The organism is Agrococcus beijingensis, assembly GCF_030758955.1.
Taxonomy (GTDB): domain Bacteria; phylum Actinomycetota; class Actinomycetes; order Actinomycetales; family Microbacteriaceae; genus Agrococcus; species Agrococcus beijingensis.
This window is the reverse complement of sequence record NZ_CP132360.1, coordinates 2,365,994-2,390,444: the sequence shown is the minus strand read 5'-3', so window position 1 is coordinate 2,390,444 and position 24,451 is coordinate 2,365,994. Positions and strand designations below refer to the sequence as shown.

19 protein-coding genes and 1 pseudogene are annotated in these 24,451 nt (G+C 72.3%); 10 read left to right on the top strand and 10 right to left on the bottom strand.

What is annotated here, in order from left to right; all coding sequences use genetic code 11:
* Positions 1-15 precede the first annotated feature (15 nt).
* Positions 16-306, bottom strand: a complete 291-nt coding sequence (locus Q9250_RS11620) for a rhodanese-like domain-containing protein (RefSeq protein ID WP_306232043.1) — start codon at positions 304-306, stop codon at positions 16-18.
* A 34-nt stretch (positions 307-340) separates the two neighbouring features.
* On the opposite strand from Q9250_RS11620, the gene Q9250_RS11615 reads away from it, so the two are divergent.
* Entirely contained in the window at positions 341-832 is a 492-nt protein-coding gene (locus Q9250_RS11615) for a VOC family protein (protein WP_306232042.1), read from the top strand.
* Positions 833-850: 18 nt separating this feature from the next.
* On the opposite strand, the gene hisN is transcribed toward Q9250_RS11615, so the two are convergent.
* The 3 genes from hisN to aroA are packed head-to-tail and all read right to left on the bottom strand — an operon-like array spanning position 851 to position 4,008.
* A complete protein-coding gene (gene hisN / locus Q9250_RS11610) occupies positions 851-1,624 on the bottom strand; it encodes a histidinol-phosphatase (protein ID WP_306232040.1) in 774 nt (257 codons plus the stop codon).
* Between the two features lie 22 nt (positions 1,625-1,646).
* Complete coding sequence (gene rsgA, locus Q9250_RS11605) at positions 1,647-2,690, bottom strand: ribosome small subunit-dependent GTPase A (protein ID WP_306232039.1); 1,044 nt, start codon at positions 2,688-2,690, stop codon at positions 1,647-1,649.
* A 7-nt stretch (positions 2,691-2,697) separates the two neighbouring features.
* The gene (gene aroA / locus Q9250_RS11600) at positions 2,698-4,008 is read right to left on the bottom strand and encodes a 3-phosphoshikimate 1-carboxyvinyltransferase (protein ID WP_306232038.1); all 1,311 of its coding nucleotides are present in this window, start codon (positions 4,006-4,008) and stop codon (positions 2,698-2,700) included.
* Between the two features lie 74 nt (positions 4,009-4,082).
* On the opposite strand from aroA, the gene Q9250_RS11595 reads away from it, so the two are divergent.
* Both Q9250_RS11595 and Q9250_RS11590 read left to right on the top strand, forming a co-directional pair.
* Positions 4,083-4,685 (top strand): sigma-70 family RNA polymerase sigma factor, encoded by a 603-nt coding sequence (locus Q9250_RS11595; protein ID WP_306232037.1) that lies wholly within the window; start codon positions 4,083-4,085, stop codon positions 4,683-4,685.
* Positions 4,682-4,942 (top strand): zf-HC2 domain-containing protein, encoded by a 261-nt coding sequence (locus Q9250_RS11590; protein WP_306232036.1) that lies wholly within the window; start codon positions 4,682-4,684, stop codon positions 4,940-4,942. The genes Q9250_RS11595 and Q9250_RS11590 overlap by 4 nt, the downstream gene beginning before the upstream one ends.
* A gap of 67 nt (positions 4,943-5,009) precedes the next feature.
* Here Q9250_RS11590 and aceB read toward each other — a convergent pair whose 3' ends face one another.
* Entirely contained in the window at positions 5,010-6,695 is a 1,686-nt protein-coding gene (aceB, locus tag Q9250_RS11585; RefSeq protein WP_306232035.1) for a malate synthase A, read from the bottom strand.
* 47 nt (positions 6,696-6,742) lie between these two features.
* On the bottom strand, positions 6,743-8,059 hold the full coding sequence (gene aceA / locus Q9250_RS11580) for an isocitrate lyase (protein ID WP_306232034.1): 1,317 nt from the start codon (positions 8,057-8,059) through the stop codon (positions 6,743-6,745).
* Between the two features lie 154 nt (positions 8,060-8,213).
* On the opposite strand from aceA, the gene Q9250_RS11575 reads away from it, so the two are divergent.
* Positions 8,214-9,698, top strand: a complete 1,485-nt coding sequence (locus Q9250_RS11575) for a helix-turn-helix transcriptional regulator (protein WP_306232033.1) — start codon at positions 8,214-8,216, stop codon at positions 9,696-9,698.
* A gap of 61 nt (positions 9,699-9,759) precedes the next feature.
* Here Q9250_RS11575 and Q9250_RS11570 read toward each other — a convergent pair whose 3' ends face one another.
* Positions 9,760-13,575, bottom strand: coding sequence for a multifunctional oxoglutarate decarboxylase/oxoglutarate dehydrogenase thiamine pyrophosphate-binding subunit/dihydrolipoyllysine-residue succinyltransferase subunit (locus Q9250_RS11570; RefSeq protein WP_306232032.1), 3,816 nt, complete (start codon positions 13,573-13,575; stop codon positions 9,760-9,762).
* Between the two features lie 102 nt (positions 13,576-13,677).
* A complete protein-coding gene (locus tag Q9250_RS11565; protein WP_306232031.1) occupies positions 13,678-14,184 on the bottom strand; it encodes an HNH endonuclease in 507 nt (168 codons plus the stop codon).
* A gap of 75 nt (positions 14,185-14,259) precedes the next feature.
* Here Q9250_RS11565 and Q9250_RS11560 point away from each other — a divergent pair, with 75 nt between their 5' ends.
* From Q9250_RS11560 to Q9250_RS11540, 5 genes and pseudogenes are all read left to right on the top strand, one after another.
* Positions 14,260-15,828 (top strand): bifunctional 3'-5' exonuclease/DNA polymerase, encoded by a 1,569-nt coding sequence (locus Q9250_RS11560; protein WP_306232030.1) that lies wholly within the window; start codon positions 14,260-14,262, stop codon positions 15,826-15,828.
* Positions 15,829-15,844: 16 nt separating this feature from the next.
* Entirely contained in the window at positions 15,845-17,287 is a 1,443-nt protein-coding gene (gene guaB1, locus Q9250_RS11555; RefSeq protein ID WP_306232029.1) for a GMP reductase, read from the top strand.
* A 100-nt stretch (positions 17,288-17,387) separates the two neighbouring features.
* Positions 17,388-18,701 (top strand): hemolysin family protein, encoded by a 1,314-nt coding sequence (locus Q9250_RS11550; RefSeq protein WP_306232028.1) that lies wholly within the window; start codon positions 17,388-17,390, stop codon positions 18,699-18,701.
* Complete coding sequence (locus tag Q9250_RS11545; protein WP_306232027.1) at positions 18,698-19,738, top strand: hemolysin family protein; 1,041 nt, start codon at positions 18,698-18,700, stop codon at positions 19,736-19,738. The genes Q9250_RS11550 and Q9250_RS11545 overlap by 4 nt, the downstream gene beginning before the upstream one ends.
* Positions 19,739-19,776: 38 nt before the next feature.
* Positions 19,777-20,625, top strand: a pseudogene (locus tag Q9250_RS11540) (glycosyltransferase 87 family protein); the annotation flags it as partial.
* A gap of 300 nt (positions 20,626-20,925) precedes the next feature.
* Here Q9250_RS11540 and metX read toward each other — a convergent pair.
* The gene (metX, locus tag Q9250_RS11535; protein ID WP_306232026.1) at positions 20,926-22,137 is read right to left on the bottom strand and encodes a homoserine O-acetyltransferase MetX; all 1,212 of its coding nucleotides are present in this window, start codon (positions 22,135-22,137) and stop codon (positions 20,926-20,928) included.
* A gap of 22 nt (positions 22,138-22,159) precedes the next feature.
* On the bottom strand, positions 22,160-23,476 hold the full coding sequence (locus Q9250_RS11530; RefSeq protein WP_306232025.1) for a bifunctional o-acetylhomoserine/o-acetylserine sulfhydrylase: 1,317 nt from the start codon (positions 23,474-23,476) through the stop codon (positions 22,160-22,162).
* Positions 23,477-23,655: 179 nt separating this feature from the next.
* On the opposite strand from Q9250_RS11530, the gene Q9250_RS11525 reads away from it, so the two are divergent.
* Positions 23,656-24,429 carry an SDR family NAD(P)-dependent oxidoreductase gene (locus tag Q9250_RS11525; RefSeq protein WP_306232024.1) on the top strand — a complete coding sequence of 258 codons (774 nt, stop codon included), beginning with the start codon at positions 23,656-23,658 and terminating at the stop codon, positions 24,427-24,429.
* Positions 24,430-24,451: the final 22 nt, after the last annotated feature.

The following is a 24,451-nucleotide window of genomic DNA, read 5'->3' as shown; positions in this document are numbered from 1 at the left end:
AGCGCGCCGCCAGGCTCAGGCGACGGTGCCCACCATCGGGCGGCCCTCGGCCGCCCACCGGAGGGTCCCGCCCGCGACGTTCACCGCATCCGCCCCCCGCTGCTCGAGGTAGGCGACGACCTGCCCGCTGCGGGCGCCGCTGCGGCAGATGATCGCGGCGCCGTCGGGCACCTCGTCGAGGCGGGCGATGAGGTCGCTCATCGGGATGTGCACGGCGCCGATCGCGTGCCCGAGATCCCACTCGTGCTGCTCGCGCACGTCGACGATCGGCAGGTCGGCGACCTCGGCAGGGGTGATCTCACGCATGCATCCAGGGTATCGAAGCCCGCGGATGCGGAGCATGATGGCCACCATGACGGATGTGCGCACAGTGCTCTGGTTCGACGGCCGCATCGAGGAGGCAGCCGAGCTCTACGTCTCGGTCGTGCCCGACTCGCGCATCACCGACGTGATGCGGATCCCCCCGGGCGACAACCCCTGGCCGGGCGACGCGCCCGCGGGCGAGGCGATCACCGTCGACCTCACCCTCGCCGGGACGCCGTTCCAGCTGCTGCACGGCGGGCCGCAGTTCCCGCAGTCGGAGGCCGTGTCGATCGCCGTCACCGTCGACGGGCAGGCCGAGGTCGACCGCATCTGGGATGCGCTGGTCGCCGACGGCGGCGCGGAGTCGCAGTGCGGGTGGTGCAAGGACCGGTTCGGCGTCTCGTGGCAGGTGATCCCGAAGCAGCTCGGCGAGCTCATGCAGGGGGAGCGCTCGCTCGAGGTGACGCGGGCGATGCTGACGATGCGCAAGCTCGACGTCGAGCAGCTCGAGGCGGCCGCGCGCGGCTGAGCCGCGGCGAGCGGGTGCTCAGCGCGCGAGGCGCTCGAGCAGCTCGGCGTGCAGCACGCCGTTCGTCGCCAGCGCCGACCCGTGCCAGGGGCCGCGCTCGCCGTCGACCGACGTGAACGTGCCGCCGGCCTCCTCGATCACGGGCACGAGCGCCGCCAGGTCGTAGGGCTGCAGGTCGAACTCGGCGACCACGTCGATCGTGCCCTCGGCGAGCATCATGTAGCTCCAGGCGTCTCCGTAGGAGCGCGCGCGCCAGACGTCGCGCTGCAGGCCCAGCAGGTCGCCGATGCGGCCGGCGCCGTCCCACCCCTGGATCGCGTTGTACGACAGCACCGCATCCGACAGCGCGCTGACGCCCGAGACGCGCAGGCGGCGCGGCTCTGCCGGGTTCGTCCAGGCGCCGGATCCCTGCGCGGCCCACCAGCGGCCGCCGAGCGCGGGCGCCGAGACGACGCCCACGACCGGATGCCCGTCGACGGCGAGCGCGATCAGGGTCGCCCAGATGGGGGCGCCGCGCAGGAAGTGCGCGGTGCCGTCGATCGGGTCGATGATCCACTGGCGCTGCGCCTCGCCGCTGACGCCGAACTCCTCGCCGAAGATCGCGTCGTCCGGGCGCTCCTCGGCGAGCATGGTGCGGATGCGCTGCTCGACCGAGCGGTCGGCATCCGTCACGTGCGTGGTGTCGGCCTTCGTCGTCACCTCGAGATCCCGCGCGCCGAAGCGCTCCATCGAGATCGCGTCGGCGGCGTCGGCCAGCCGCAGCGCCAGGGCGAGGTCGTCGTCGTAGGTCACGCGATCAGCCTACGCCGACCGACTACTCCGCCTGGTGGCGCTGCTCCCGTGCCGCGACCAGCGTGCCGAGCAGCCGCTGCATCGAGTCGACGCGGCGCGGCTCGAGCCGCCCGTCGGCAGCGGCGATCGAGAGCTCGCAGTAGCCCTCGTCGACGAGGTGCGTGCAGCCGCGCGGGCAGTCCTCGGCGACGGCGGCGAGGTCGGGGAAGCCGCGCAGCACGTTGGCGGTCGCGACGTGCCCGAGCCCGAACGAGCGCACGCCGGGGGTGTCGATGATCCAGCCCGAGCCGAGCTTGAACGACACCGTCGACGACGAGGTGTGCCGGCCGCGGCCCGTGACCGCGTTGACGTGGCCGACGGCGCGGTGCGCGTCGGGCACCAGCGCGTTCACCAGGGTCGACTTGCCCACGCCCGAGTGGCCGACGGCGACCGTGGTGTGCCCGTCGAGCCGCTTGCGCAGCTCCTCGACCGGCGGATCGTCGAGCGACGAGCGCCACACCTCGATGTCGAGCCCCGCGAAGTTCGCCAGGAACGGCTCGGGGTCGGCGACGTCGGTCTTCGTGATCACCATGATCGGCCGGATGCCGGCGTCGAGCGCCGCCACCAGGTAGCGGTCGACGAGACGGGGCCGCGGCTCGGGGTCGGCGGCGGCGACCACCATGAGCAGCAGGTCGGCGTTCGCGACGATCACCCGCTCGATCACGTCGGCGTCGTCGGCCGAGCGCCGCAGCACCGTCGTACGTGGCTGGATGCGCACGATGCGGGCGAGCGAGCCGGTCTCGCCGGTCGTGTCGCCGACCACGTCGACGCGGTCGCCGGCGACGATCGACTGCTTGCGCAGCTCCCGTGCGCGTGCGGCGGTGACGATCGACTCGTCCTCCTCGTCGATGCGCACGGCGAGCGTGTAGCGGCCGCGGTCGACGGCGGTGACGATGCCGGTGACGGCGTCGTCGTGCTCGGGCCGCTGCTTCGAGCGCGGGCGGTTGGCCTTCGGGTTGGGGCGCTCCCGCACGCTCGACTCGTCGTAGTCGTCGTACTTGCCCTCGTAGTCGCCGAGCCAGCTCATGCGGTCGTCACCCCTGCTCGCCGGCGAGCATGGCCGCCCAGAGCTCAGGGAACTCCGGGATGGTCTTGGCCGTCGCGCCGATGTCGTCGACCTCGACGCCCGGCACGCGCAGGCCGATGACGGCGCCCGCCGTCGCGATGCGGTGGTCGTCGTAGGCGCCCCAGGAGCCGCCGTGCAGCGTGCCCGGCTCGACCCGGATGCCGTCGGGCAGCGCCACGGCGCGCCCGCCCAGGGCGGCGATGTCGTCGACGAGGGCCTGGATGCGGTCGGTCTCGTGCCCGCGGATGTGGCCGATCCCGGTGACCTCGACCGGCGCCGACGCGAGCGCGCCGAGCGCCACGATCGTGGGGGCGAGCTCGCCTGCCGCGTGCATGTCGAGGCTGGCACCGGGGATCGCGCCACCGACGGCCTCGACGGTGAGGGAGCCATCCGCCACCCGCGACTCGACGCCGAACGGGGCGAGCAGCTCGGGCAGCATGCGGCCCACCTGGGTGGTCTGCGCGGGCCAGCCGTCGAGCACGACGCGGCCGCCCACGGCGGCGACCGCGGCGAGGAACGGCGCGGCGTTCGACAGATCGGGCTCGATCTGCTCGTCGAGCGCGGCGATGGGGCCTGGCTCGACGCGCCACGAGGCCTCGCCGATCGCCCGCGCGTCGACGCCGCGCTGCCGCAGCGCCTCGAGCGTCATCTCGATGTGCGGGATCGACGGCAGTCTCTCGCCCGCGTGGTGCAGCGTGAGGCCCTCGTCGAAGCGGGCGGCGACCAGCAGCAGCGCCGAGACGAACTGGCTCGAGGCGCTCGCGTCGATCGTCAGCTCGCCGCCGCGCACGCCGCCCGCGCCGTGCACCGTGAACGGCAGTCGCGGCGCATCGGCATCGACACGCACGCCCAGGCCCTGCAGGCTCGCGATCGTCTGGTCCATCGGGCGCTTGCGCGCGTGCGGGTCGCCGTCGAACGCCACCGGGCCGTCGCCGAGCGCCGCCATGATCGGCAGGAACCGCATGGCCGTGCCGGCCAGGCCGCAGTCGATGGATGCGTCGCCCGCGACGGGCCCGGGCGTCACGGTGAGATCGGGGCCGAACAGGCCGTCGCCGGGCGCCTCGCGGATGGTCGCGCCGAGCGCACGCAGCCCCTCGGTCATGATCGACGCGTCGCGGCTGCGCAGCGGCCGGTGCAGGGTCGACGGCCCGTCGGCGAGGGCGGCCAGCAGCAGCGCTCGATTGGTCAGGCTCTTCGATCCGGGCAGCTGCACGCGGGCGTCGAGGCGCGAGGTCGCGGTCGGCGCGACCCAGGGTCGGGAATGCACGGGCGAGGTCATCGGTTGCAATCTATCGGTCAGGAAAGCAAAGCCGAGGAGGCTCAGTGGGCACCGCGACAATAGACTCACCCGCGATGACAACTGATTCCTCTCCGGCGGAGAAGCGCGACGACTTCGTCGAGCAGGCCATGCAGTACGCAGACCAGCTCTACGCAGCCGCCATGCGCATGACGCGCAACCCCGCCGACGCGGCAGACCTCGTGCAGGAGACCCTGCTCAAGGCCTACGCCGCGTACGACTCGTTCAAGCAGGGCACCAACCTGCGGGCGTGGCTGTACCGCATCCAGACCAACACCTACATCAACACCTATCGCAAGCAGCAGCGCAGGCCCTTCGAGGCGCCGCTCGACGACATGGAGGAATGGCAGATCGGCGATGCCGAGTCATTCACCGCCACGTCGTCGCGCAGTGCCGAGGCCGAGGCCATCCATCGGATGCCCTCGGGGGCTGTGAAGGATGCGCTGCAGCAGGTGCCGGAGGACTTCCGCATGGCGGTCTACTGGGTCGACGTCGAGGGCCTCAGCTACGCCGAGACCGCCGAGGTCATGGAGACCCCCGTCGGCACCGTGATGAGCAGGCTGCACCGCGGGCGGAAGCTGCTGCGGGGCCTGCTCGCCGACTACGCCAGAGAACAAGGAATCGCGGTGCCGGGCACCGACGTGAAGGAGAAGCCGTGAGCGAGACGCTGGAGGCCAAGAAGGACTGCACGCAGGCCCGCGCAGCACTGGAGGAGTACCTCCACAACGAGCTCTGCGCCGAGGATGCCGCAGATGTTCGCGCGCACCTGGCGACCTGCGCCGAGTGCTCGGCCGAGCACCACGTGGGCGAGATGCTGACGTCTGCGCTGCAGGGCGCGTGCAAGGATCGCGCTCCCGAGGAGCTGCGGGAGAAGCTGCTCGAGAAGCTCCGCGCGGCCCGCGCCGCGCACGCCTGAGCAGGCGACGAGACGACGCAGGAGAGGCGGGACCCCATCGGGGCCCCGCCTCTCCTGCGTCTGCCGGTCAGGCCGCGACGCGCTCGCGCTCGTCGTCGCGCGAGCCCTCCTGCTCAGCCTGCGGCGACGCATCCTGCACCGGGATCGAGCCGGTCGTGTGCCGCTCGACGCCGTCGGCCAGGTAGCGCTCGGTGCCGGCCAGCGTGAGGAAGGCCGGGTAGGTCTCCTCCAGGGCGATCTCGCGGAACAGCGCGATCGCCTCGCGGAAGCGGTTGCCCTCGCTGCGGTCGAAGCCGCGCTCGAGCTCGTCGACGATCGACTCGCAGCGCTCCGGCGTGATGGTGCGGCCGTCGGAGGTCTTCGACTCGTTGTGGATCCACTGCCACACCTGCGAGCGGGAGATCTCGGCAGTGGCCGCGTCCTCCATCAGCGAGTGGATGGCGACGGCGCCGTGGCCGCGCAGCCACGCCTCCATGTAGCGGATGCCGATCTCGATGTTCGAGCGCAGGCCGCCGTCGGTGATCTCGCCGGGCGTCGTCGACAGGTCGATGAGCGCCGCACCGTCGACCGCGACGTCCTCGCGGGATCGGTCGAGCTGGTTCGGCCGCTCGCCGAGCACCGCGTCGAACGCCTCGCGGCAGGTCGACACCAGGCCCGGGTGCGCGACCCAGGAGCCGTCGAAGCCGTCGCCGGCCTCGCGCGCCTTGTCGGAGGCGACAGCGCTCAGCGCCCGCTCGGTGGCCTCCGGGTCCTTCGCGCTCGGCACGAACGCCGCCATGCCGCCGATCGCGTGCGCCCCGCGGCGGTGGCAGGCCCGCACCAGCTGCTCGGTGTAGGCCCGCATGAACGGCGCCGTCATCGTCAGCTGCGAGCGGTCGGGGAGCACGAACGCCTCGCCGCGGAGGCGGAACGCCTTGATCATCGAGAACAGGTAGTCCCAGCGGCCGGCGTTGAGCCCCGCCGAGTGCTCGCGCAGCTCGTAGAGGATCTCCTCCATCTCGAACGCCGCCGTGATCGTCTCGATCAGCACCGTGGCGCGGATCGTGCCCTGCGGGAGCACCAGCAGCTGCTGCGCCATGCGGAACACGTCGTTCCAGAGGCGCGCCTCCTCGTGGTTCTCGAGCTTCGGCAGGTAGAAGTACGGGCCGCTGCCGCGGGCGATGAGCTCCTCGGCGTTGTGGAAGCAGTGCAGGCCGAAGTCGACCAGCGATCCCGACATGGGCTTGCCGTCGACGATGATGCGGTGCTCGTCCATGTGCCAGCCGCGGGGCCGCACGACGATCGTCGGCGTCTCCTCGGCCGTCACCCGGTACTCCTTGCCCTCCGGGCTGGTGAACTCGATGCGGCCGCGGATGGCGTCCTGCAGGTTCACCTGGCTCGCGATGACGTTGCGCCACAGCGGGCTCGAGGCGTCCTCGCAGTCGGCCAGCCAGACCTTCGCGCCGGAGTTGAGCGCGTTGATGGTCATCTTGCGCTCGATCGGCCCGGTGATCTCGACGCGGCGGTCCTCGAGGCCCGGAGCGGGCGGGGCGACCCGCCAGCTGCCGTCCTCGCGGATGCGCCTGGTCGACTCCAGGAAGCCCGGCGTCTCGCCCTCGGCGAAGGCCGCGCGACGCTTGCGGCGGTTCTGCAGCAGCTGCTGGCGCGTGCACTCGAACGCGTCGTGCAGCTCGAGCAGGAACGCGACGGCCTCGTCGGTGAGGACGCGCTCCTGTCCCTCGGCGGTGGCGGTGATGCGGATGCGGTCAGTCATGATCGTCTTCCTCCTTCAGGTGTCGTGGGTGCTCGGTGCACTGCGGATCAATGGAACTGCTCGGACTCGGTGGAGCCGGCGAGCGCCAGCGTTCCCGAGGTGGGGTTGAGGGTGGTCGCGACCAGGTCGAACCAGCCGGTGCCGACCTCGCGCTGGTGCTTGGTCGCCGTGTAGCCGGCGGCCTCCGCGGCGAACTCGCGCTCCTGCAGGTCGACGTAGGCCGTCATGTCGTGCTCGGCGTAGCCCTTCGCCAGGTCGAACATCGAGTGGTTGAGGGCGTGGAAGCCGGCGAGGGTGATGAACTGGAAGCGGAAGCCCATCGCGCCCAGCTCGCGCTGGAACTTGGCGATCTGGTCGTCGTCGAGGTGCTTCTTCCAGTTGAACGACGGCGAGCAGTTGTAGGCCAGCAGCTGGTCGGGGAACTCGCTCTTGATGCCCTCGGCGAAGCGGCGGGCGACCTCGAGGTCGGGCTTGCCGGTCTCCATCCAGAGCAGGTCGGCGTACTCGGCGTAGGCGCGGCCGCGGGCGATGCACGGCTCGATGCCGCCCAGCACCTCGTAGAAGCCCTCCGACGTGCGGTCGCCCGTGAGGAACGGCTGGTCCCGCTCGTCGACGTCGCTCGTGAGCAGCGTCGCAGCCTCGGCGTCGGTGCGGGCGATGATGACGGAGGGCACGTTCTCGACATCGGAGGCGAGGCGCGCGGCGTTCAGGGTGCGCACGTGCTGCTGCGTGGGGATCAGCACCTTGCCCCCGAGGTGGCCGCACTTCTTCTCGCTCGCCAGCTGATCCTCCCAGTGCACGCCCGCGGCGCCGGCGACGATCATGCTGCGCATGAGCTCGAAGGCGTTCAGCGGTCCGCCGAAGCCGGCCTCGGCGTCGGCGACGATCGGCGCCAGCCAGTCGGCGACGGTCGGGTTGCCCTCGCTGCGCTCGATCTGGTCGGCGCGCTGCAGCGCGTTGTTGATGCGGCGCACGACGGCCGGCACCGAGTTGGCGGGGTAGAGCGACTGGTCGGGGTAGGTCTGGCCCGAGAGGTTGGCGTCGGCGGCGACCTGCCAGCCGGAGAGGTAGATGGCCTCGAGCCCGGCGCGCACCTGCTGCACCGCCTGGTTGCCCGTCAGCGCTCCGAGCGCGCGCACCGGCTTCTCGTCGGTGGTGATGCGCTCGAAGAGGCGCTCGGCGCCGCGACGGGCGAGCGTGTGCTCCTCGACGACCGAGCCGCGGAGCCGCACGACGTCGGCTGCGGTGTAGTCGCGCTTGACGCCGGTCCAGCGAGCGTCGGCCGCCCACTCGAGCTCGAGCTCTGCGGCCTCGGTCGCCATCGCGTCGTTCACCCGGTTCGGCTTGTCGGTCTGCTCAGTCATGGTGTCCTCCTGTGTGCTCCGCCGGGAGCCTCCTTCGGCCCCGGCTCGTCCCTTGGTGACCACTCTGCGTGCAGAACTGCACCGCATCCGCGCATTCGTAGTGTGAAGTTCTTCACTCCTGCCAGATCGTGCAGAAGTGTCGTAAGGTGCTCGCATGACCGCCCCCACCGCATCCGCAGCCTGGGATCGCCCGGCGCGCTCGCAGCCCGCGCCCCAGCAGGTCGACACCCTGCAGCTCGGCAAGGCGCTGCGCCATGCCCGCAAGCAGGCGGGGCTGACGCTCGACGCCGTGCACGACGCGATCGGCCTCGCGCCGTCGCAGCTGTCGGGGTTCGAGACCGGCAAGCGCGAGGCCCGCTTCTCGCAGCTGCAGCAGCTCGCGAGCCTCTACGGCGCGAGCCTCGACGAGCTCACGGGCACGGCGCCGCCGTCGCGCCGCGCCGAGCTCGAGCTGCGGCTCGAGCGGGCGATGCAGTCGTCGACCTGGCAGCAGAAGCAGCTGCCCGCCATGCGCATCGGGCCGCGCACGCCCGACGACGTGCTCGAGACGATGCTCGCGCTCGTCGACGAGCTCGACCGGGTCGCCGAGGAGCGCGCCGCCACCCCCGAGGAGGCGCGCCGGGCCAACACGCAGCTGCGTGGGGAGATGCGCGCGCGCGACAACCACTTCCCCGAGATCGAGGCCGAGGCCGAGAAGATGCTGCAGAAGGTCGGCTACCAGTCGGGCCCGCTGTCGCAGCACCTCATCGCGGCCATCACCGAGCGGCTCGGCTTCTCGGTGCACCACGTGGGCGACCTGCCGCACTCGACGCGCTCGGTCACCGATCTGAAGCGCAAGCGCATCTACCTGTCGCGCTCGTCGCGCATCGGCCACGACCCGCGGTCGGTGCTGCTGCAGGCGCTCGGGCACCACGTGCTGGGCCACTCGGTGCCGGCCGACTACGGCGGCTTCCTGCGCCAGCGCATCGAGACGAACTACTTCGCCGCGGCGCTGCTCATGCCGGAGCGCACCGCCGTCGACTTCCTGCGGGTGGCGAAGGATGCGCGGCAGCTCGCCGTCGAGGATCTGCGCGACGCCTTCGCGGTCTCGTACGAGACCGCCGCCCACCGGCTGACGAACCTCGCGACCGTGCACCTGGGGATCCCGCTGCACTTCCAGAAGGTGCACGAGTCGGGGATCATCTACAAGGCCTACGAGAACGACGGGGTGACGTTCCCCGCCGACCACACGGGCGCGATCGAGGGGCAGCCGGTGTGCAAGCACTGGACGAGCCGCGAGGTCTTCGACGTGGCCGACAAGGTGAACGCGTTCGAGCAGTACACCGAGACGCCTGCGGGCACGTTCTGGTGCACGGCGATGACCGAGCGTAGCGCGGCGGGGGAGTTCTCGCTCTCGATCGGCGTGCCGTTCTCGCAGGCCAAGTGGTTCCGCGGGCGGGCGACGAAGGAGCGGTCGGCCTCGCGCTGCCCGGACCCGACGTGCTGCCGCCGGCCGCCGGCCGACCTCGCCGCCGCGTGGGCGGGCCAGGCGTGGCCCAGCGCACGCGCGCACTCGCACCTGCTGGCGGCGCTGCCGCCGGGGGCCTTCCCGGGCGTCGACGAGACCGAGGTCTACAGCTTCCTGGCCGCGCGCGACTGAGCGGCAGGCACGAGGCCCCGCACCGGATGCATCGGTGCGGGGCCTCGTCGCGGTGCGGCCATCAGCCCAGCGCGGACTCCAGGATCGCCGTGAGCTCCTGCGCCGAGCGCTTGGCCGACCCCGTGGCCGGGCTGGCGGATGCGGCACGGCTGACGACCTTGAGGGTGCGGCCGTGCAGGTGGCGCGGCAGCGCCAGGTGGATGAACGGCCAGGAGCCCTGGTTGAGCGGCTCCTCCTGCACCCAGACCAGCTCGGCGTTCGGGTAGCGGTCGACCGCGGCGTTGATCTCGTCGATCGGCAGCGGGTACAGCTGCTCGACGCGCACCAGCGCGATGTCGCTGCGGCCGCGCTTCGCCAGCTCTGCCTTCAGGTCGTAGTGGATCTTGCCCGAGTGCAGCAGCACGCGGGTGACCGCACCGGCGTCCTGCACCTGCGCGTCGTCGATCACCGTCTGGAAGCGGCCGCTGGTGAACTCCTCGACCGCGCTCGTCGCGTCGCGCAGCCGCAGCATCGCCTTCGGGGTGAAGACGACCAGCGGGCGGCGCGGGCGCGCGTAGGCCTGGCGGCGCAGCAGGTGGAAGTGGTTCGCGGGCGTCGACGGTCGCGCGATCGTCATGTTGCGCTGCGCCGCCATCTGCAGGAACCGCTCGATGCGGGCCGACGAGTGGTCGGGGCCCGCGCCCTCGTAGCCGTGCGGCAGCAGCAGCACCAGCGACGACTGCTGGTTCCACTTCTGCTCGGCGGAGGAGAGGAACTCGTCGATGACGATCTGGGCGCCGTTGACGAAGTCGCCGAACTGCGCCTCCCACAGCACCAGCGCGTCGGAGCGCTCGACCGAGTAGCCGTACTCGAAGGCCATCGCCGCGTACTCGCTCAGCAGCGAGTCGTAGATCGACAGCCGCGCCTGGCCCTCGCCGAGGTTGGCGAGCGGCAGCCACTCCTGGCCGTTGTGGCGGTCGTGCATGACGGCGTGGCGCTGCACGAAGGTGCCGCGTCGCGTGTCCTGGCCCGACATGCGCACCGGCGTGCCCTCGAGCAGCAGCGAGCCGAGCGCGAGCAGCTCGCCGTACGCCCAGTCGACGCCGCCCTCGCGGCTCGCCTTGACGCGCTTGTCGAGCACCTGCTTGACCTTCGGGTGGATCGTGAAGCCGTCCGGCGGGTTGCCGTGCGCGTCGCCGATGGCCTCGACGACGGATGCGTCGACACCGGTGGTCTCGGGCTCGCCGGCTGCAGGCTGCTCGGCGGTCGACGAGATGACGGGCATCGAGCCGGTGGCGGCGGCGTGGGTCTCCATGAACGCCTGCTCGAGCTTCGCCTGGAAGTCGGCCTGTGCCGACTGGTACTCCTCCTCGGTGATGTCACCGCGGCCGACGAGGTTCTCGGCGTAGAGGGTGCGGACCGAGCGCTTGGCCTCGATCAGCGAGTACATGAGCGGCTGCGTCATGGTGGGGTCGTCGCCCTCGTTGTGCCCGCGGCGGCGGTAGCAGATGAGGTCGACGACGATGTCGCGCTTGAACTCCTGGCGGTACTGGAACGCCAGCTCGGCGACGCGGACGACGGCCTCGGGGTCGTCGCCGTTCACGTGCAGCACGGGCGCGTGGATGGCCTTCGCGACGTCGGTCGCGTAGGTCGACGAGCGCGACTCCGTCGGCGGGGTGGTGAACCCGAGCTGGTTGTTGACCACCAGGTGCACCGTGCCGCCGGTCTGGTACGCGCGCAGCTGCGACAGCTGGTGCGTCTCGAAGACCACGCCCTGACCCGCGTTCGCCGCGTCGCCGTGCACGAGGATCGGGAGCACGCTCTGCGCGCCGTTGCCGATGCGATCCTGCTTGGCCCGCACGATGCCCTCGAGCACGCCGTTGACGGCCTCGAGGTGCGACGGGTTGGCCGCGAGGTAGACGGGCACGGTCGAGCCGTCGGCGGCGGTGAACTCGCCGGCGTTGCCGAGGTGGTACTTCACGTCGCCGGAGCCCTGGAAGACCGCGGCGCCCTCGAACTCCTGGAACACCTGGCCGTAGGTCTTGCCGGCGATCGACGTGAGCACGTTGAGGCGGCCGCGGTGCGGCATGCCCATGGCGACCTCGTCGAGGCCCGCCTCGGCGGCGCCCGCGAGCACGGAGTCGAGGAACGCGATCATCGACTCGGCGCCCTCGAGCGAGAAGCGCTTCTGGCCGACGTACTTCGTCTGCAGGAACGTCTCGAACGCCTCGGCCTCGTTGAGCTTGCGCAGGATGCGCATCTGCTCGTCGTGGGTGGGCTTGACGTAGGGCACCTCGAGGTGGCTCTGGAACCACTGGCGCTGCGCCGGGTCGGCGATGTGCATGTACTCGACGCCGATGGTGCGGCAGTACGAGTCGCGCAGCACGCCGAGGATGTCGCGCAGCAGCGCCGAGCGCTTGCCGCCGAAGCCGCCGGTGACGAACTCGCGGTCGAGATCCCAGAACGACAGGCCGTGCTGCTCGATCTCGAGGTCGGGGTGGGTGCGCTGCACGTACTCGAGCGGGTCGATGTCGGCCATCAGGTGGCCGCGCACGCGGAACGAGTTGATCAGCTGCGTGACGCGCGTCTGCTTCGAGAGCTCGTCGGCCTCGCGCACCGAGACGTCGGTGGCCCACTTGATCGGCTCGTAGGGGATGCGCAGGTCGGCGAAGATGCCGCGGTAGAAGTCGCCGTCGCCCACGAGCAGGCCGTGCACGATCTTCAGGAACTCGCCCGAGCCCGCGCCCTGGATGACGCGGTGGTCGTAGGTCGACGTCATGGTGACCGTCTTGCCGATGCCGGCATCGGCGAGGCGCTCGGGGCTCGAGCCCATGAACTCCGCCGGGTAGTCGAGCGCGCCGACGCCGATGATGCAGCCCTGGCCCTGCATGAGGCGGGGCACCGAGTGCACGGTGCCGATGCCGCCCGGGTTGGTGAGCGAGATGGTGGTGCCGGCGAAGTCGCCCGCGTCGAGCTTGTTGGCCCGGGCCTTCTTCACGATCGCCTCGTAGGCGGCCACGAACTCCGAGAAGTCCATCGCCTCGCAGCCCTTGATGCTCGGCACCAGCAGGGCGCGCGAGCCGTCGGGCTTCGGGATGTCGATCGCGATGCCGAGGTTCACGTGCGGCGGCGCGACCATCGCCGGCTTGCCGTCGATCTCGTCGTAGTAGACGTTCTGGCTCGGGAAGGCCTTCAGCGCCTGCACCAGCGCGTAGCCGATGATGTGCGTGAACGACACCTTCCCGCCGCGCGTGCGGCGGAGGTGGTTGTTGATGACGATGCGCTGGTCGATCATCAGCTTCGCCGGCACCGTGCGCACGCTGGTCGCGGTCGGCACGCTGAGCGACTTGTCCATGTTGGCGGCGAGCGTCTTCGGCATGCCGCGCAGCGTGGTGACGACGGGCTCGTCGGCGGGCGGCGCCTCGGCCTTGGCCGCCTGCTTGTCGCTCGCGGTCGGGGCCTCGGCGGGCACCGGCTTCGGGCGCGCCGCCTGGCGCGTCGTGCGGGCGACGATCGCGCCGTCGGCCTTGGCCGGCGTCGGCGTGTCGGCCTGCCCCTCGGTGTTCTCCTGCGGCGCATCCTGCGCGCGCTGGCCCTCGCCCGGGTCGACGGGCTGCTGCGGCCGAGCCTCGGCGCGCACCGGCTGGCGCGGGGGCGCGGGCTGCGTCGGCGCGGGCGTCGCGGCGTCGGGCTTCGCGGCCTCAGGCTCCGCGGGCGCGGGCGCAGGCGCCTTCGGCGGCTCGCTCATGCTGGTCTCCGCCGCGCCGGACGAGCGCTGGGCTGCGTACCGCTCGAGGATGGGCCACCACGACTGGGCAACGGAGCTCTTGTCCTTCGAGAAGAGCTGATATTGCTCCTCGACGAGCCATTCGTTCGCTCCGAAGTCGCTGTCGTCCACAGGGCTGGACACGGTATCGATCGCCTCTTTCACGTCTTGAGGGCATGCCGCAGAGAGTCCGCGGCGACACTGCCTTCAAGCATAGTGGCGCGTGAGGCGGGCTCAGTGCGTGATGCCGAGCTCGGCGAGGTCGACGCCGGCGGCGGCCACCGCGAGCATCATCACCTCGCGCCGCCACACCACGCGCGGCTCGAACAGCAGCGGCATGCCGGCCTCGCCGGGCGTGCGGTCGCCCTTGGCACCGTTGCACGCCACGCAGGCGACGATCGTGTTGAGCCAGGTCGACTCGCCGCCGCGCGACGTGGGCTGGATGTGGTCGATGGTCGCGCCCGGCCCCTCGCAGTAGGCGCACCGCCGCGCGTCGCGGTCGAGCACGCCCGTGCGGCTCCACGGCATCCGGTCGTAGAGGCGCGTGTGGGGGATCCGCACGTAGTCGTTGAAGACCACCACCCGCGGCACGGGCAGTTCGAGCGAGTTCGAGCGGATGGTGCCGTCGGCGGCGAGCACGATCTGCGCCCGCTCCTTGACGATGAACGCGACCGCGCGCTGCAGCGAAGCGACGCCGATCGGCTCGAGCGTCGCGTTGAGCACCACCACCTGCGCAGTCATCGCGGATTCTCCGTGCCCATCGTGCCGCATGGGGGGTGGACGGCGCATGTGGGACGCGCGGAATATCGTGCTGACATGGATCTCGCGGTCGTGCCGCTCGAGCGCGGCGCGCGCATCGCGGTGGCGACGCTCGACGACGGGGCGGTGACGGATGCGCGGGCGCACGACCGCGCGCGGGTCGCCGACGACGAGCGGCTGGGTGCCGTCGGCGCGCGGCTCGTCTGGCAGGACGCGCGGGCCGTCGTGCCGGCCCTGCTCGATGCCGGCGTGCCGATCGAGCGGGTGCGCGACCTGCGGCTCGTGCACCGGATCCTCGTCGAGGCGCGCGGCATCCCGGCCGAGGATCGCTGGCTGCGGATGCTCCGACCCGACGTGGACGCGCTCTTCTCGATGGCGCCCGAGGCCGAGCCGGTGGCGGCGATCGCCGAGCAGCTGCGCGTGCAGGAGGCCGCGATCGGCGACGACGCGGGCCTCGCGATGCTCGCCGGCGCCGAGTCGATGGGCGCGGTGGTGGCGATCGAGCTGGGCCGCGAGGGCCTGCCCTTCGACGCCGCCCGGCACGACGCGCTGCTGGTCGAGGCACTGGGTGACCGCTCGGCGGGCAGGCCGCGGCAGATGGAGGCGCTGGCCGCCGAGGTGCGCGCGGCGATCGGCGACCCGACCCTGAATCCCGACTCGCCCCAGGAGGTGCTGAAGGCGCTGCGTCGCGCGGGCCTCGACGTCTCGACGACCTCGCGGTGGGAGATCGAGGAGCTCGAGCACCCCGTGGTCGCGCCGCTGGTGGCCTACAAGCGGCTCTCGCGGCTGCACACGGCGAACGGCTGGGCGTGGGCGCAGCGGTGGGCGAGGGCCGACGAGCGCGGCAGGATGCGCCTGGCGATCGAGTACGTGCCGGGCGGGGTGGTCACCGGCAGATGGTCGACGGAGGGCTCCGGCGCCATGCAGATCGCGCGGCAGATCCGCGGCGCGATCGCCGCCGAGCCCGGCATGCGACTGGTGGTCGCCGACGCCGCGCAGCTCGAGCCGCGCGCGCTCGCGGCGCTCTCGCGCGACCAGGCGCTCGCCGAGGCCGGCCGCGGCGCCGACCTCTACCAGGGGCTGGTCGACCGCGGCGTGGTCGACAGCCGCCAGCACGCGAAGATCGGCATGCTCGGCGCCCTCTACGGGGGCACGACCGGCGAGTCCGCCGTCGTGCTGCCGAGGCTCGCGCGCGCCTACCCGCGAGCCTTGGCGGCGGTCGAAGCGGCGGCGCGGGCGGGGGAGCGGCGGGAGCGCGTGCGCACCTGGCTGGGCCGCGCATCCCCCTTGCCCCCGGTGTGGCGCGACGACGAGCGCGGCGCACGGCAGGCCCGCTCGTGGGGGCGCTTCACGCGCAACTTCGTCGTGCAGGGCACTGCCGCGGAGTGGGCGCTGGCCTGGATGGCGGGGGTGCGCCGGGCGATCCGCGACATCGACGGAGCGGCGCTCGTCTGCTTCCTGCACGACGAGGTGATCGTGCAGGCGCCCGAGGCGCGGGCGGAGGAGGTCGCCGAGCGCGTCCGGGAGGCCGCGGCGCTCGCGGGCCGGGTGCTGTTCGGCGACTTCCCGATCGAGTTCCCCGTGCAGGCGGCGGTCGTCGACGACTGGGGGCAGGCGAAGGGCTGAGGCCTACCCTGGAGCCATGCGCTTCATCGACGACGTGCCGGAGCACGACCTCACCTACTCCGACGTCTTCCTCGTCCCCAGCCGCAGCGACGTCGGCTCCCGCATGGGCGTCGACCTCGCGCCCGACGACGGCACCGCCGCGACCCTGCCGATCGTGGCGGCGAACATGAACTCGGTCACCGGGCCTCGCATGGCGGCGACGCTCGCGCGCCGCGGCGGGCTCGCCGTGCTGACGCAGGATCCGCCGGTGGAGGAGACGATCGGCTCGATCGACTGGGTGAAGTCGCAGCCCATCGGCCTGGAGTCGCCGCACCGGGCCGCGCCCGACGACGCCGTGCAGGACGTGCTGGAGCGCGTGCCCGCGCTCGCGGGCCACGCGGTCGCCGTCGAGGACGCCGACGGCCGGCTGCTGGGGGCGATCGCCGCCGAGCGGCTCGGCCACGCGCTGCCGGATGCGAAGCTCGGCGACCTGCTGCACTCGCAGCTGCCGGAGCTGACCCGCGCGGACGCCGTCGACGGCAGGGCGATGTTCGCCGCGCTCGCTCGCGAGGGCGTCGACGTCGCGCCGGTGGTCGACGACGGGCGGGTGCTCGGCTTCGCCTCACGGCTCGGAGCGCTCCGCGCCGACATCTACCGGCCGGCACTGGACGCATCCGGTCGTCTGAGCGTGGCGGCGGCCGTCGGCATCAACGGCGACCCCGGTGCGAAGGCGGCCGCGCTGGTCGCCGCGGGCGCCGACGTGATCGTCGTCGACACCGCGCACGGCCACCAGGAGGGGATGCTGCGCGCGCTCGAGGCGGTGCGGGCGGCGGTCGGCGACGGCTTCCCGGTGGTGGCCGGCAACGTCGTCTCCTCCGACGGCGTGCGCGATCTCGTCGCCGCGGGTGCCTCGATCGTGAAGGTCGGCGTAGGCCCGGGCGCCATGTGCACGACCCGCATGATGACCGCGGTCGGCCGCCCGCAGTTCTCGGCGGTGCTCGACACCGCGGCCACCGCCATCGAGCTCGGCGCGCGCGTCTGGGCCGACGGCGGCGTGCGCTACCCCCGCGACGTCGCGCTCGCGCTGGCCGCGGGCGCCTCGAGCGTGATGATCGGCTCGTGGTTCGCGGGCACGATCGAGGCACCGGGTCGGCTGCAGCGCGACGCCCAGGGCCGGCTGTTCAAGGAGTCGTGGGGCATGGCCTCGACGCGTGCCGTGGTGGGCCGCTTCGGGCAGCTCGACGCCTACGAGCTCGCCCGCAAGCAGCTGTTCGCCGAGGGCATCTCGTCGTCGACGATCCTCCTCGACCCGGCGCGGCCGAGCGTCGAGGATCTCGTCGACATGATCACCGCCGGCGTGCGCTCGTCGTTCACCTACGCGGGGGCCGCCTCGGTGCCCGCGTTCCGCGAGCGCGCCCGCGTCGGCGTGCAGTCGGCGGCGGGCTACGAGGAGGGCAAGGCGCTGCCGGTCTCGTGGTGACCGCCTCGTGCCTGAGGAGGGATGCGTGCGGCCCGGCTCGCTAGGATGCTCGGGTGAACGACGACAGCAGTCATAGTCCCGAGCCGGAACCGAACAGCTGATGGACGCGGTGCTCATCGCCGTCGGCATCGTGCTGACCATCGGGACCGGCCTGTTCGTGGCGAGCGAGTTCGCGCTCGTCAACCTGGATCGCGCCGACCTGGAGTCGCGCCGCGAGCGGGGCGAGGCCCGGCTCGAGGGCACCATCAAGGCCCTCCGCCAGACCTCCACGCACCTGTCGAGCGCGCAGCTCGGCATCACGCTGACCACGCTGCTCACCGGCTACACGATGGAGCCCGCGATCTCGCGGCTGCTCACGCCCGTGATGGTCGGCTGGGGGGTGCCGGAGGCCGTCGCCGACCCGCTCGCGAGCGTGATCGCGATCACCGCGGCCACGATCCTGTCGATGATCGTCGGCGAGCTCGTGCCCAAGAACTTCGCGCTCGCGAAGCCGCTCGGCACCGCCATCGCGGTGACGCCGTTCCAGCGCGCCTTCACCGCCGTGTTCAAGCCCGCCGTGCTGGCCCTCAACGGCTCGGCCAACGGCATCCTGCGCTCGATCGGCATCGAGCCGAAGGAGGAGCTCTCGGGCGCCCGCACCGCGGAGGAGCTCGCGACCCTCGTGCGCCGCAGCGCCATGGAGGGCGCGCTCGACGCGGGCGCGGCGACGCTGCTGGCCCGCACGCTGCGGTTCTCCGAGCTCTCCGCCGGCGACGTCATGACGCCGCGCCCGCGGGTGCAGGCGATCGAGCGCTCCGGCACGGTCGCCGACCTGATCGCGCTCGCCCATCAGACGGGCCTCAGCCGCTTCCCGGTGATCGACGGCGACCTCGACGAGGTGATCGGCATCGCCCACATCAAGCAGGCGATCTCGGTGCCGCGCGAGCGCCGCGCCGACGTGCCGGTGGCGGCGATCGCCGAGGAGCCGCACCGCGTGCCCGAGTCGGTGCACCTCGACGCGCTGCTGTCGGACCTCAAGGAGCGCGGCTACCAGATGGCGATCGTGGTCGACGAGTACGGCGGCACCGCCGGCATCACGACGCTCGAGGACCTCGTGGAGGAGGTCGTCGGCGAGGTCTCCGACGAGCACGACCGCATGCACGTCGAGGTCGTCCGCGGCCCGGGCTGGGTGACGTTCCCCGGCTCCTTCCGCCCCGACGAGCTGGCCGAGCGGGCGCGCGTCACGGTGCCCGAGGACGGCCCCTACGAGACCGTCGGCGGCTTCATCATGGCCGAGCTCGGCACGGTGCCCGGCGTGGGCGACACGGTCGCGATCGCGGGCGGCACGCTGCGCGTCGAGCGCGTCGACGGGCGCCGCGTCGACCGCGTGCGCTTCATCGAGCATCCGCAGACCGTGGTGGAGGAGGCACGATGAACGACTGGCTCGGCATCATGTGGCTCGTCATCCTGCTGGCGGCCAACGCCTTCTTCGTCGGCGCGGAGTTCGCCGTCATCTCGGCCCGGCGCAGCCAGATCGAGCCGCTCGCCGACCGCGGCAACCGGGCGGCGAAGCTCGCGCTGTGGGCGATGGAGCACGTCTCGCTCATGCTCGCGATGTGCCAGCTCGGCATCACCATCTGCTCGCTGCTGATCCTCAACGTCTCCGAGCCGGCGATCCACCACCTGCTGGAGGGGCCGCTGTCGTGGACGGGCCTGTCGCCCGAGGTCGTCTCGGTCGTCGCGTTCGTGCTGGCGCTGCTGATCGTCACCTACCTGCACGTCGTGCTCGGCGAGATGGTGCCGAAGAACGCCGCGTTCTCCGTGCCCGACCGGGCGGTGCTGCTGCTCGCCCCGCCGCTCGTGCTCATCTCGCGCGTGTTCAAGCCGATCATCTGGCTCATGAACGCCGTCGCGAACGGCATCCTGCGCCTGTTCCGGGTGCAGCCGGTCGACGAGGCGGCGAGCGCCTTCACGATCGACGAGGTCGAGACCATCGTCGAGACGTCGAAGCGCGAGGGGCTGCTGTTCGATCCGACCGGCGCCATCACGCGCACCTTCGAGTTCACCGAGCGGCGGGTGCGCGAGGTCGCGCTGCCGCTCGACGAGATCGTCACGCTGCCCGCCGGGGCGACCCCGGCCGACGTCGAGGCGGCGGTGCGCGAGCGCGGCTTCTCGCGCTACGTGATCGCGGATGCCGAGGGTCACCCGAACGGGTACGTGCACGTGAAGGACGTGCTCGGCGCCGAGGACGACGAGATGGACCTGCCCGTGCCGTCGAAGCGCATCCGCCAGCTCGCCTCGATCTACCAGGAGGCGGAGGTCGAGGACGCGCTCGCGCTCATGCGCTCGACCGGCGCGCACATCGCGCGCTCGTTCGACGCGAACGGCGAGACCACCGGCCTGCTGTTCCTCGAGGACATCATCGAGGAGCTCGTCGGCGAGGTGCGCGACGCGACCCGGAGGCTCTTCTGACGCGCGACCGGGCGTGGCTGTGGCTCGCGTTCGGGGCGGTGCACGGCCTGCTCGCGATCCTCAGCATCCCGACGGTCTCCGACGCGTACGGGGATGTGCTGACCGTCTATCCGTCGTGGCTCGAGCGGGGCCTCGGCACCGAGGCGGTCGACGGCGAGTGGCTCGGCATCGACGTGCCGTGGGTGTACCCGCTGCTGGCGTGGGTGCCGATCCTCGTCTCGAGCGCGCTGGGGCCCGACTGGCTGCCGCTGCTGTGGATGCTGATGGTCGTGGCGCTCGACGCGGTCGCGTTCCACCTGCTGCTGCGGGTGCCGAGGGGGCACGTGCTGGCGCTCACGTGGCTGGGGCTGCAGCTGGCGCTGGGGCCGGTGGCGCTCGGCCGCATCGACACGGTGGTGGTGGCGCTCGGCGTGATCGCCGTGGTCGCGCTGCGGCACTCCAGGCCCGGACTGGCGGCGGCGCTGTTCACCGTCGGCGCGTGGATGAAGGTGTGGCCGGGCGTGCTGTTCCTGGCGATGCTCATCGTGCGGCGCGAGCGGATGCGCACGCTCGCGGCGGGCGCGCTCGTCTCGATCGCGGTGGTGGCCGTGGGCCTGCTGCTCGGCTCGGAGCACGTGCTGTCGTTCCTCACCCAGCAGGAGGATCGCGGGCTGCAGATCGAGGCGGTCGCGGCGACGCCGTACATGTGGATGGCGAGCGCCGACGAGGCGCGCGTCTTCTTCGACCGGCAGATCTGGACCTACCAGGTGGGCGGCGAGGGCGTGAGCACGGTCGCGGCGCTCGCGACGCCGGTGCTGGTCGGCGGCGTGGCGCTGCTGAGCGCGGTCGGCGTGCTCGCGGTGCGGCGGGCGCACGGGCGCGAGGCGATCGTCTGGCTGGCGGTGGCGCTCATCGAGGTCATGATCGTGACGAACAAGGTGGGCTCGCCGCAGTTCGTGCTCTGGCTGTTCGTGCCGGCGCTGCTGCTGGCCGAGATGGGCTCGCGGCGGCACTGGATCGGGGTCGGCGCGATCGCGGCGGTCGCGGCGCTCACGCAGCTGCAGTTCCCGTGGACCTACTTCTGGCTGGTCGTCGCCGACCCGGCGGCGGTCGCGCTGCTGACGGCCCGCAACCTGGTGCACATCGGCATCCTCGTCGGCGCGATCTGGATGCTGGTGCGCGCGACCCGGCGCGGGGCGGTGGGGCGCTCAGCCCAGGAGCGTCGCGAGCAGGTCGCCGACGCGGCCCGACTCGATGAGGAACGCGTCGTGCCCGAAGCCGCTCTCGAGCACGATCGGCTCGCTGCCCGAGGTGCTCGTGGGGATGCCGGCGGCGAGCCGCTGCTGGTCGGCGACGGGGAAGAGCCGGTCGCTCGAGATCCCGACGATGAGCGTCGGTGATGTGACCCGCTCGAGCGCGGCCTCGACGCCGCCGCGGCCGCGGCCCACGTCGTGGGTCGACATGGCGTCGACGAGGCGCGTGTAGGAGCCGGCGTCGAACCGCCGGGTGAAGCGGTTGCCGTGCACGTCGAGGTACGACTCCACCTGGAACCGCCCGCCCTGCAGCGGGTCGAGGCTCGACTGCCACTCGCGCCGGAATCGCTCGTTCAGCTCGTGCTGCGAGCGGTAGCCGAGCATCGCCATGCGGCGCGCGAGTGCGAGGCCGCGGGCGGGCCCGGCGTGGCCGGGCAGGTCGTAGAAGTCGCCGCCCAGCCAGCCGGGATCGGTCGTGACCGCCTCGATCTGGAGGGTGTTCTGGGCGATCTGGTCGGCACTGGTGGCGGCGTTCGAGGCGAGCAGCGCGGCGGCCCCGACGCGGTCGGGGTGCTCGATGGCCCACTCGAGCGCGTGCATGCCGCCCATCGATCCGCCGACGACCGCGTGCCAGCGGTCGATGCCGAGCTGGTCGGCGAGGCGTCGCTGCGCCTCGACCTGGTCGCGGATCGTGACGCGCGGGAAGCGGGAGCCGAGCTCGACGCCGTCGGCGCCGAACGACGCGGGGCCGGTCGAGCCCTGGCAGCCGCCGAGCATGTTGGGGGCTACCACGAAGAACCGATCGGTGTCGAGGGCGAGGCCGGGGCCCACGACCTCCTCCCACCAGCCGGCGGTGGCGTGACCGGGCCCGGCCGGGCCGCGCACGTGGCTGTCGCCCGTCAGCGCATGCGCGACGAGCACCGCGTTGTCGGCCCGCTCGTTCAGGCGACCCCACGTCTCGAACGCGAGCACCGCATCCGCCACCCTGCCGCCCGCCTCGGTGTCGAGATCGCCGATGCGGGCGAAGCGACGGTCGCCCGGGTCGTCGCCGGGCCGCCAGGCGCCGGTGACGGGCACGGGCGGCTCGTGCCCGGGCGTCGCCTCGAACAGCCGAGCGGCGGGCACCCTGGAGGCCGGCTGCGCGTCGTCGCTCAGCTGCCAGTCCACGGGTGCCCGCCGTCCCTTCGCGTCAGGCCCTGGCCGAGAGCTCCGCGGCCTTCGCCGCGGCCGCCTCGAGGCCGGCGGTCAGGTCGGCGATGAGGTCGTCGGCGTGCTCGATGCCGACCGACAGCCGCACCAGGCCGGGCGTGACGCCGGCGGTGAGCTGCTGCTCGGGGGTGAGCTGGGCGTGCGTCGTCGACGCCGGGTGGATGACGAGCGAGCGCACGTCGCCGATGTTGGCGAGGTGGCTGAAGAGCTCGAGCGACTCGACGAGGGCCTTGCCCGCCTCGACGCCGCCGAGCAGCTCGAACGACAGCACGGCGCCGGTGCCGCGGGGGGCGATCTGCTTGCCGCGCTCGTGCCACGGGCTCGACGCGAGGCCCGCGTAGTGCACGCCGGCGACCTGCGGGTGGGCCTCGAGGAACTCGGCGACCTTCGTGGCGTTGGCGACGTGGCGGTCGAGGCGCAGCGACAGCGTCTCGATGCCCTGCAGCAGCTGCCAGGCGGTGTCGGGGGAGGATGAGGCGCCGACGTCGCGCAGCAGCGTGACGCGGGCCTTGATGATGTAGGCGATCTGGTCGCCGAGCGCCTCGGTGAAGGTGACGCCGTGGTACGACTCGTCGGGCGTCGTGAGGCCCGGGAACTTGTCGGACTTCGACCACTCGAAGCGGCCGCCGTCGATGATGGCGCCGGCGACGACCGAGCCGTGGCCGCCGAGGAACTTCGTCGCCGAGTGCACGACGATGTCGGCCCCGTGCTCGAGCGGGCGGATCAGGTAGGGCGTGGCGATCGTGTTGTCGACGACGAGCGGCACGCCGGCGTCGTGGGCGACCGACGAGACGCCGGCGATGTCGAGCAGGTTGATGCGCGGGTTGCCGATCGTCTCGGCGAAGAGCGCCTTCGTGTTGGGGCGCACGGCGCGGCGCCACTCGTCGAGGTCGTCCTGGTCCTCGACGAAGGTGACCTCGACGCCGAGCTTGGCGAGCGTGAAGTTGAAGAGGTTGTAGGTGCCGCCGTAGATCGACGACGACGAGACGATGTGGTCGCCGGCCTGGGCGATGTTGAGGATCGCGTACGTGGTCGCGGCCTGGCCCGACGCGAGGAGGAGGGCGGCGCTGCCCCCTTCGAGCGCGGCGAGGCGCTGCTCGACGACGTCGTTGGTCGGGTTCATGATGCGCGAGTAGATGTTGCCGGTCTCGGCGAGGCCGAACAGGCGCGCGGCGTGGTCGGCGTTGTCGAACACGTACGAGGTGGTGCGGTAGACGGGCGTGATGCGCGCCTTGGTGGTCGGGTCGGGGGCGGCGCCCGCGTGGACCTGCAGGGTCTCGAACTTCCAGTCGCTCATGATGGCTCCTCGGATCGGGTGAAGTCTTGGGATCGGGGTGAAGTCTTGCTCCATCCTCGCGGCGGATGCGCCCTGGGCGCCAGGTGGGTGCGTCTCGGGGCGTAACACTGGGTATGAGACGCAGGCTGCTCGGCCCCGGTCGATTGGCGCTGCCGGCGTGCGTTTGCTTGCATGGCGTCATGAGCGAGAAGCGACTGATCGTCACGGGTGCGTCGAGCGGCATCGGGGAGGCGGTCGCCCGGCAGGCGGTCGCGCGCGGCTGGCAGGTGCTGGCCGTCGCGCGGCGGGCGGAGCGGCTCGAGGCGCTGGCGGCCGACATCGGCTGCGAGACGTTCGTCGCCGACCTCACCGATGAGGCCTCGGTCGCCGCGTTCGCCGAGGCGGCGGCGGCCTTCGCGCCGACGGGCCTGGTGCAGGTCGCGGGCGGCGCGAAGGGCGCAGCGCACCTCGCCGAGACGACGATCGACGACTGGCGCTGGATGTTCGAGGCGAACGTCGTGGGCACGAAGCGCGTGATCGACGCGGTGCTGCCGCTGCTGCGCCGCTCGACCGCGTCGGGCGGGTACGCCGAGATCATGGTGGTCACGTCGATCGCCGCGACGGTCGCCTACGCGGGCGGCTCGGGCTACAACGCCGCGAAGTCGGCCGAGAAGCAGCTCGTCGACGTGCTGCGGCTCGAGCTGCACGGCGAGCCGATCCGCGTGATGGAGGTCGCGCCGGGCATGGTCTGGACCGAGGAGTTCTCGCTGGTGCGCTTCGAGGGCGACCAGGCGAAGGCGGATGCGGTCTACAAGGACGTGCAGGACCCCCTGTCGGCAGACGACGTGGCCCGCGTCATGACCGACATCCTGGCGCTGCCGGGGCACGTCTCGGTCGACGAGACGATCATCAAGCCGGTCGCGCAGACGCACCCGTGGATGGTGCACAGGGGGCCGCTGGTCGCGAAGGGCTGACGCACGGCGCTGCGCGCCCGAG

Excerpts from the sequence above, each read along its gene's own strand:
- Q9250_RS11620 (WP_306232043.1), bottom strand. The coding sequence starts at position 306 with ATGCGTGAGATCACCCCTGCCGAGGTCGCCGACCTGCCGATCGTCGAC.
- Q9250_RS11615 (WP_306232042.1), top strand. The coding sequence starts at position 341 with ATGATGGCCACCATGACGGATGTGCGCACAGTGCTCTGGTTCGACGGC.
- rsgA (WP_306232039.1), bottom strand. The coding sequence starts at position 2,690 with ATGAGCTGGCTCGGCGACTACGAGGGCAAGTACGACGACTACGACGAG.
- aroA (WP_306232038.1), bottom strand. The coding sequence starts at position 4,008 with ATGACCTCGCCCGTGCATTCCCGACCCTGGGTCGCGCCGACCGCGACC.
- Q9250_RS11595 (WP_306232037.1), top strand. The coding sequence starts at position 4,083 with ATGACAACTGATTCCTCTCCGGCGGAGAAGCGCGACGACTTCGTCGAG.
- aceB (WP_306232035.1), bottom strand. The coding sequence starts at position 6,695 with ATGACTGACCGCATCCGCATCACCGCCACCGCCGAGGGACAGGAGCGC.
- aceA (WP_306232034.1), bottom strand. The coding sequence starts at position 8,059 with ATGACTGAGCAGACCGACAAGCCGAACCGGGTGAACGACGCGATGGCG.
- Q9250_RS11575 (WP_306232033.1), top strand. The coding sequence starts at position 8,214 with ATGACCGCCCCCACCGCATCCGCAGCCTGGGATCGCCCGGCGCGCTCG.
- Q9250_RS11565 (WP_306232031.1), bottom strand. The coding sequence starts at position 14,184 with ATGACTGCGCAGGTGGTGGTGCTCAACGCGACGCTCGAGCCGATCGGC.
- Q9250_RS11560 (WP_306232030.1), top strand. The coding sequence starts at position 14,260 with ATGGATCTCGCGGTCGTGCCGCTCGAGCGCGGCGCGCGCATCGCGGTG.
- guaB1 (WP_306232029.1), top strand. The coding sequence starts at position 15,845 with ATGCGCTTCATCGACGACGTGCCGGAGCACGACCTCACCTACTCCGAC.
- Q9250_RS11550 (WP_306232028.1), top strand. The coding sequence starts at position 17,388 with ATGGACGCGGTGCTCATCGCCGTCGGCATCGTGCTGACCATCGGGACC.
- Q9250_RS11545 (WP_306232027.1), top strand. The coding sequence starts at position 18,698 with ATGAACGACTGGCTCGGCATCATGTGGCTCGTCATCCTGCTGGCGGCC.
- Q9250_RS11530 (WP_306232025.1), bottom strand. The coding sequence starts at position 23,476 with ATGAGCGACTGGAAGTTCGAGACCCTGCAGGTCCACGCGGGCGCCGCC.
- Q9250_RS11525 (WP_306232024.1), top strand. The coding sequence starts at position 23,656 with ATGAGCGAGAAGCGACTGATCGTCACGGGTGCGTCGAGCGGCATCGGG.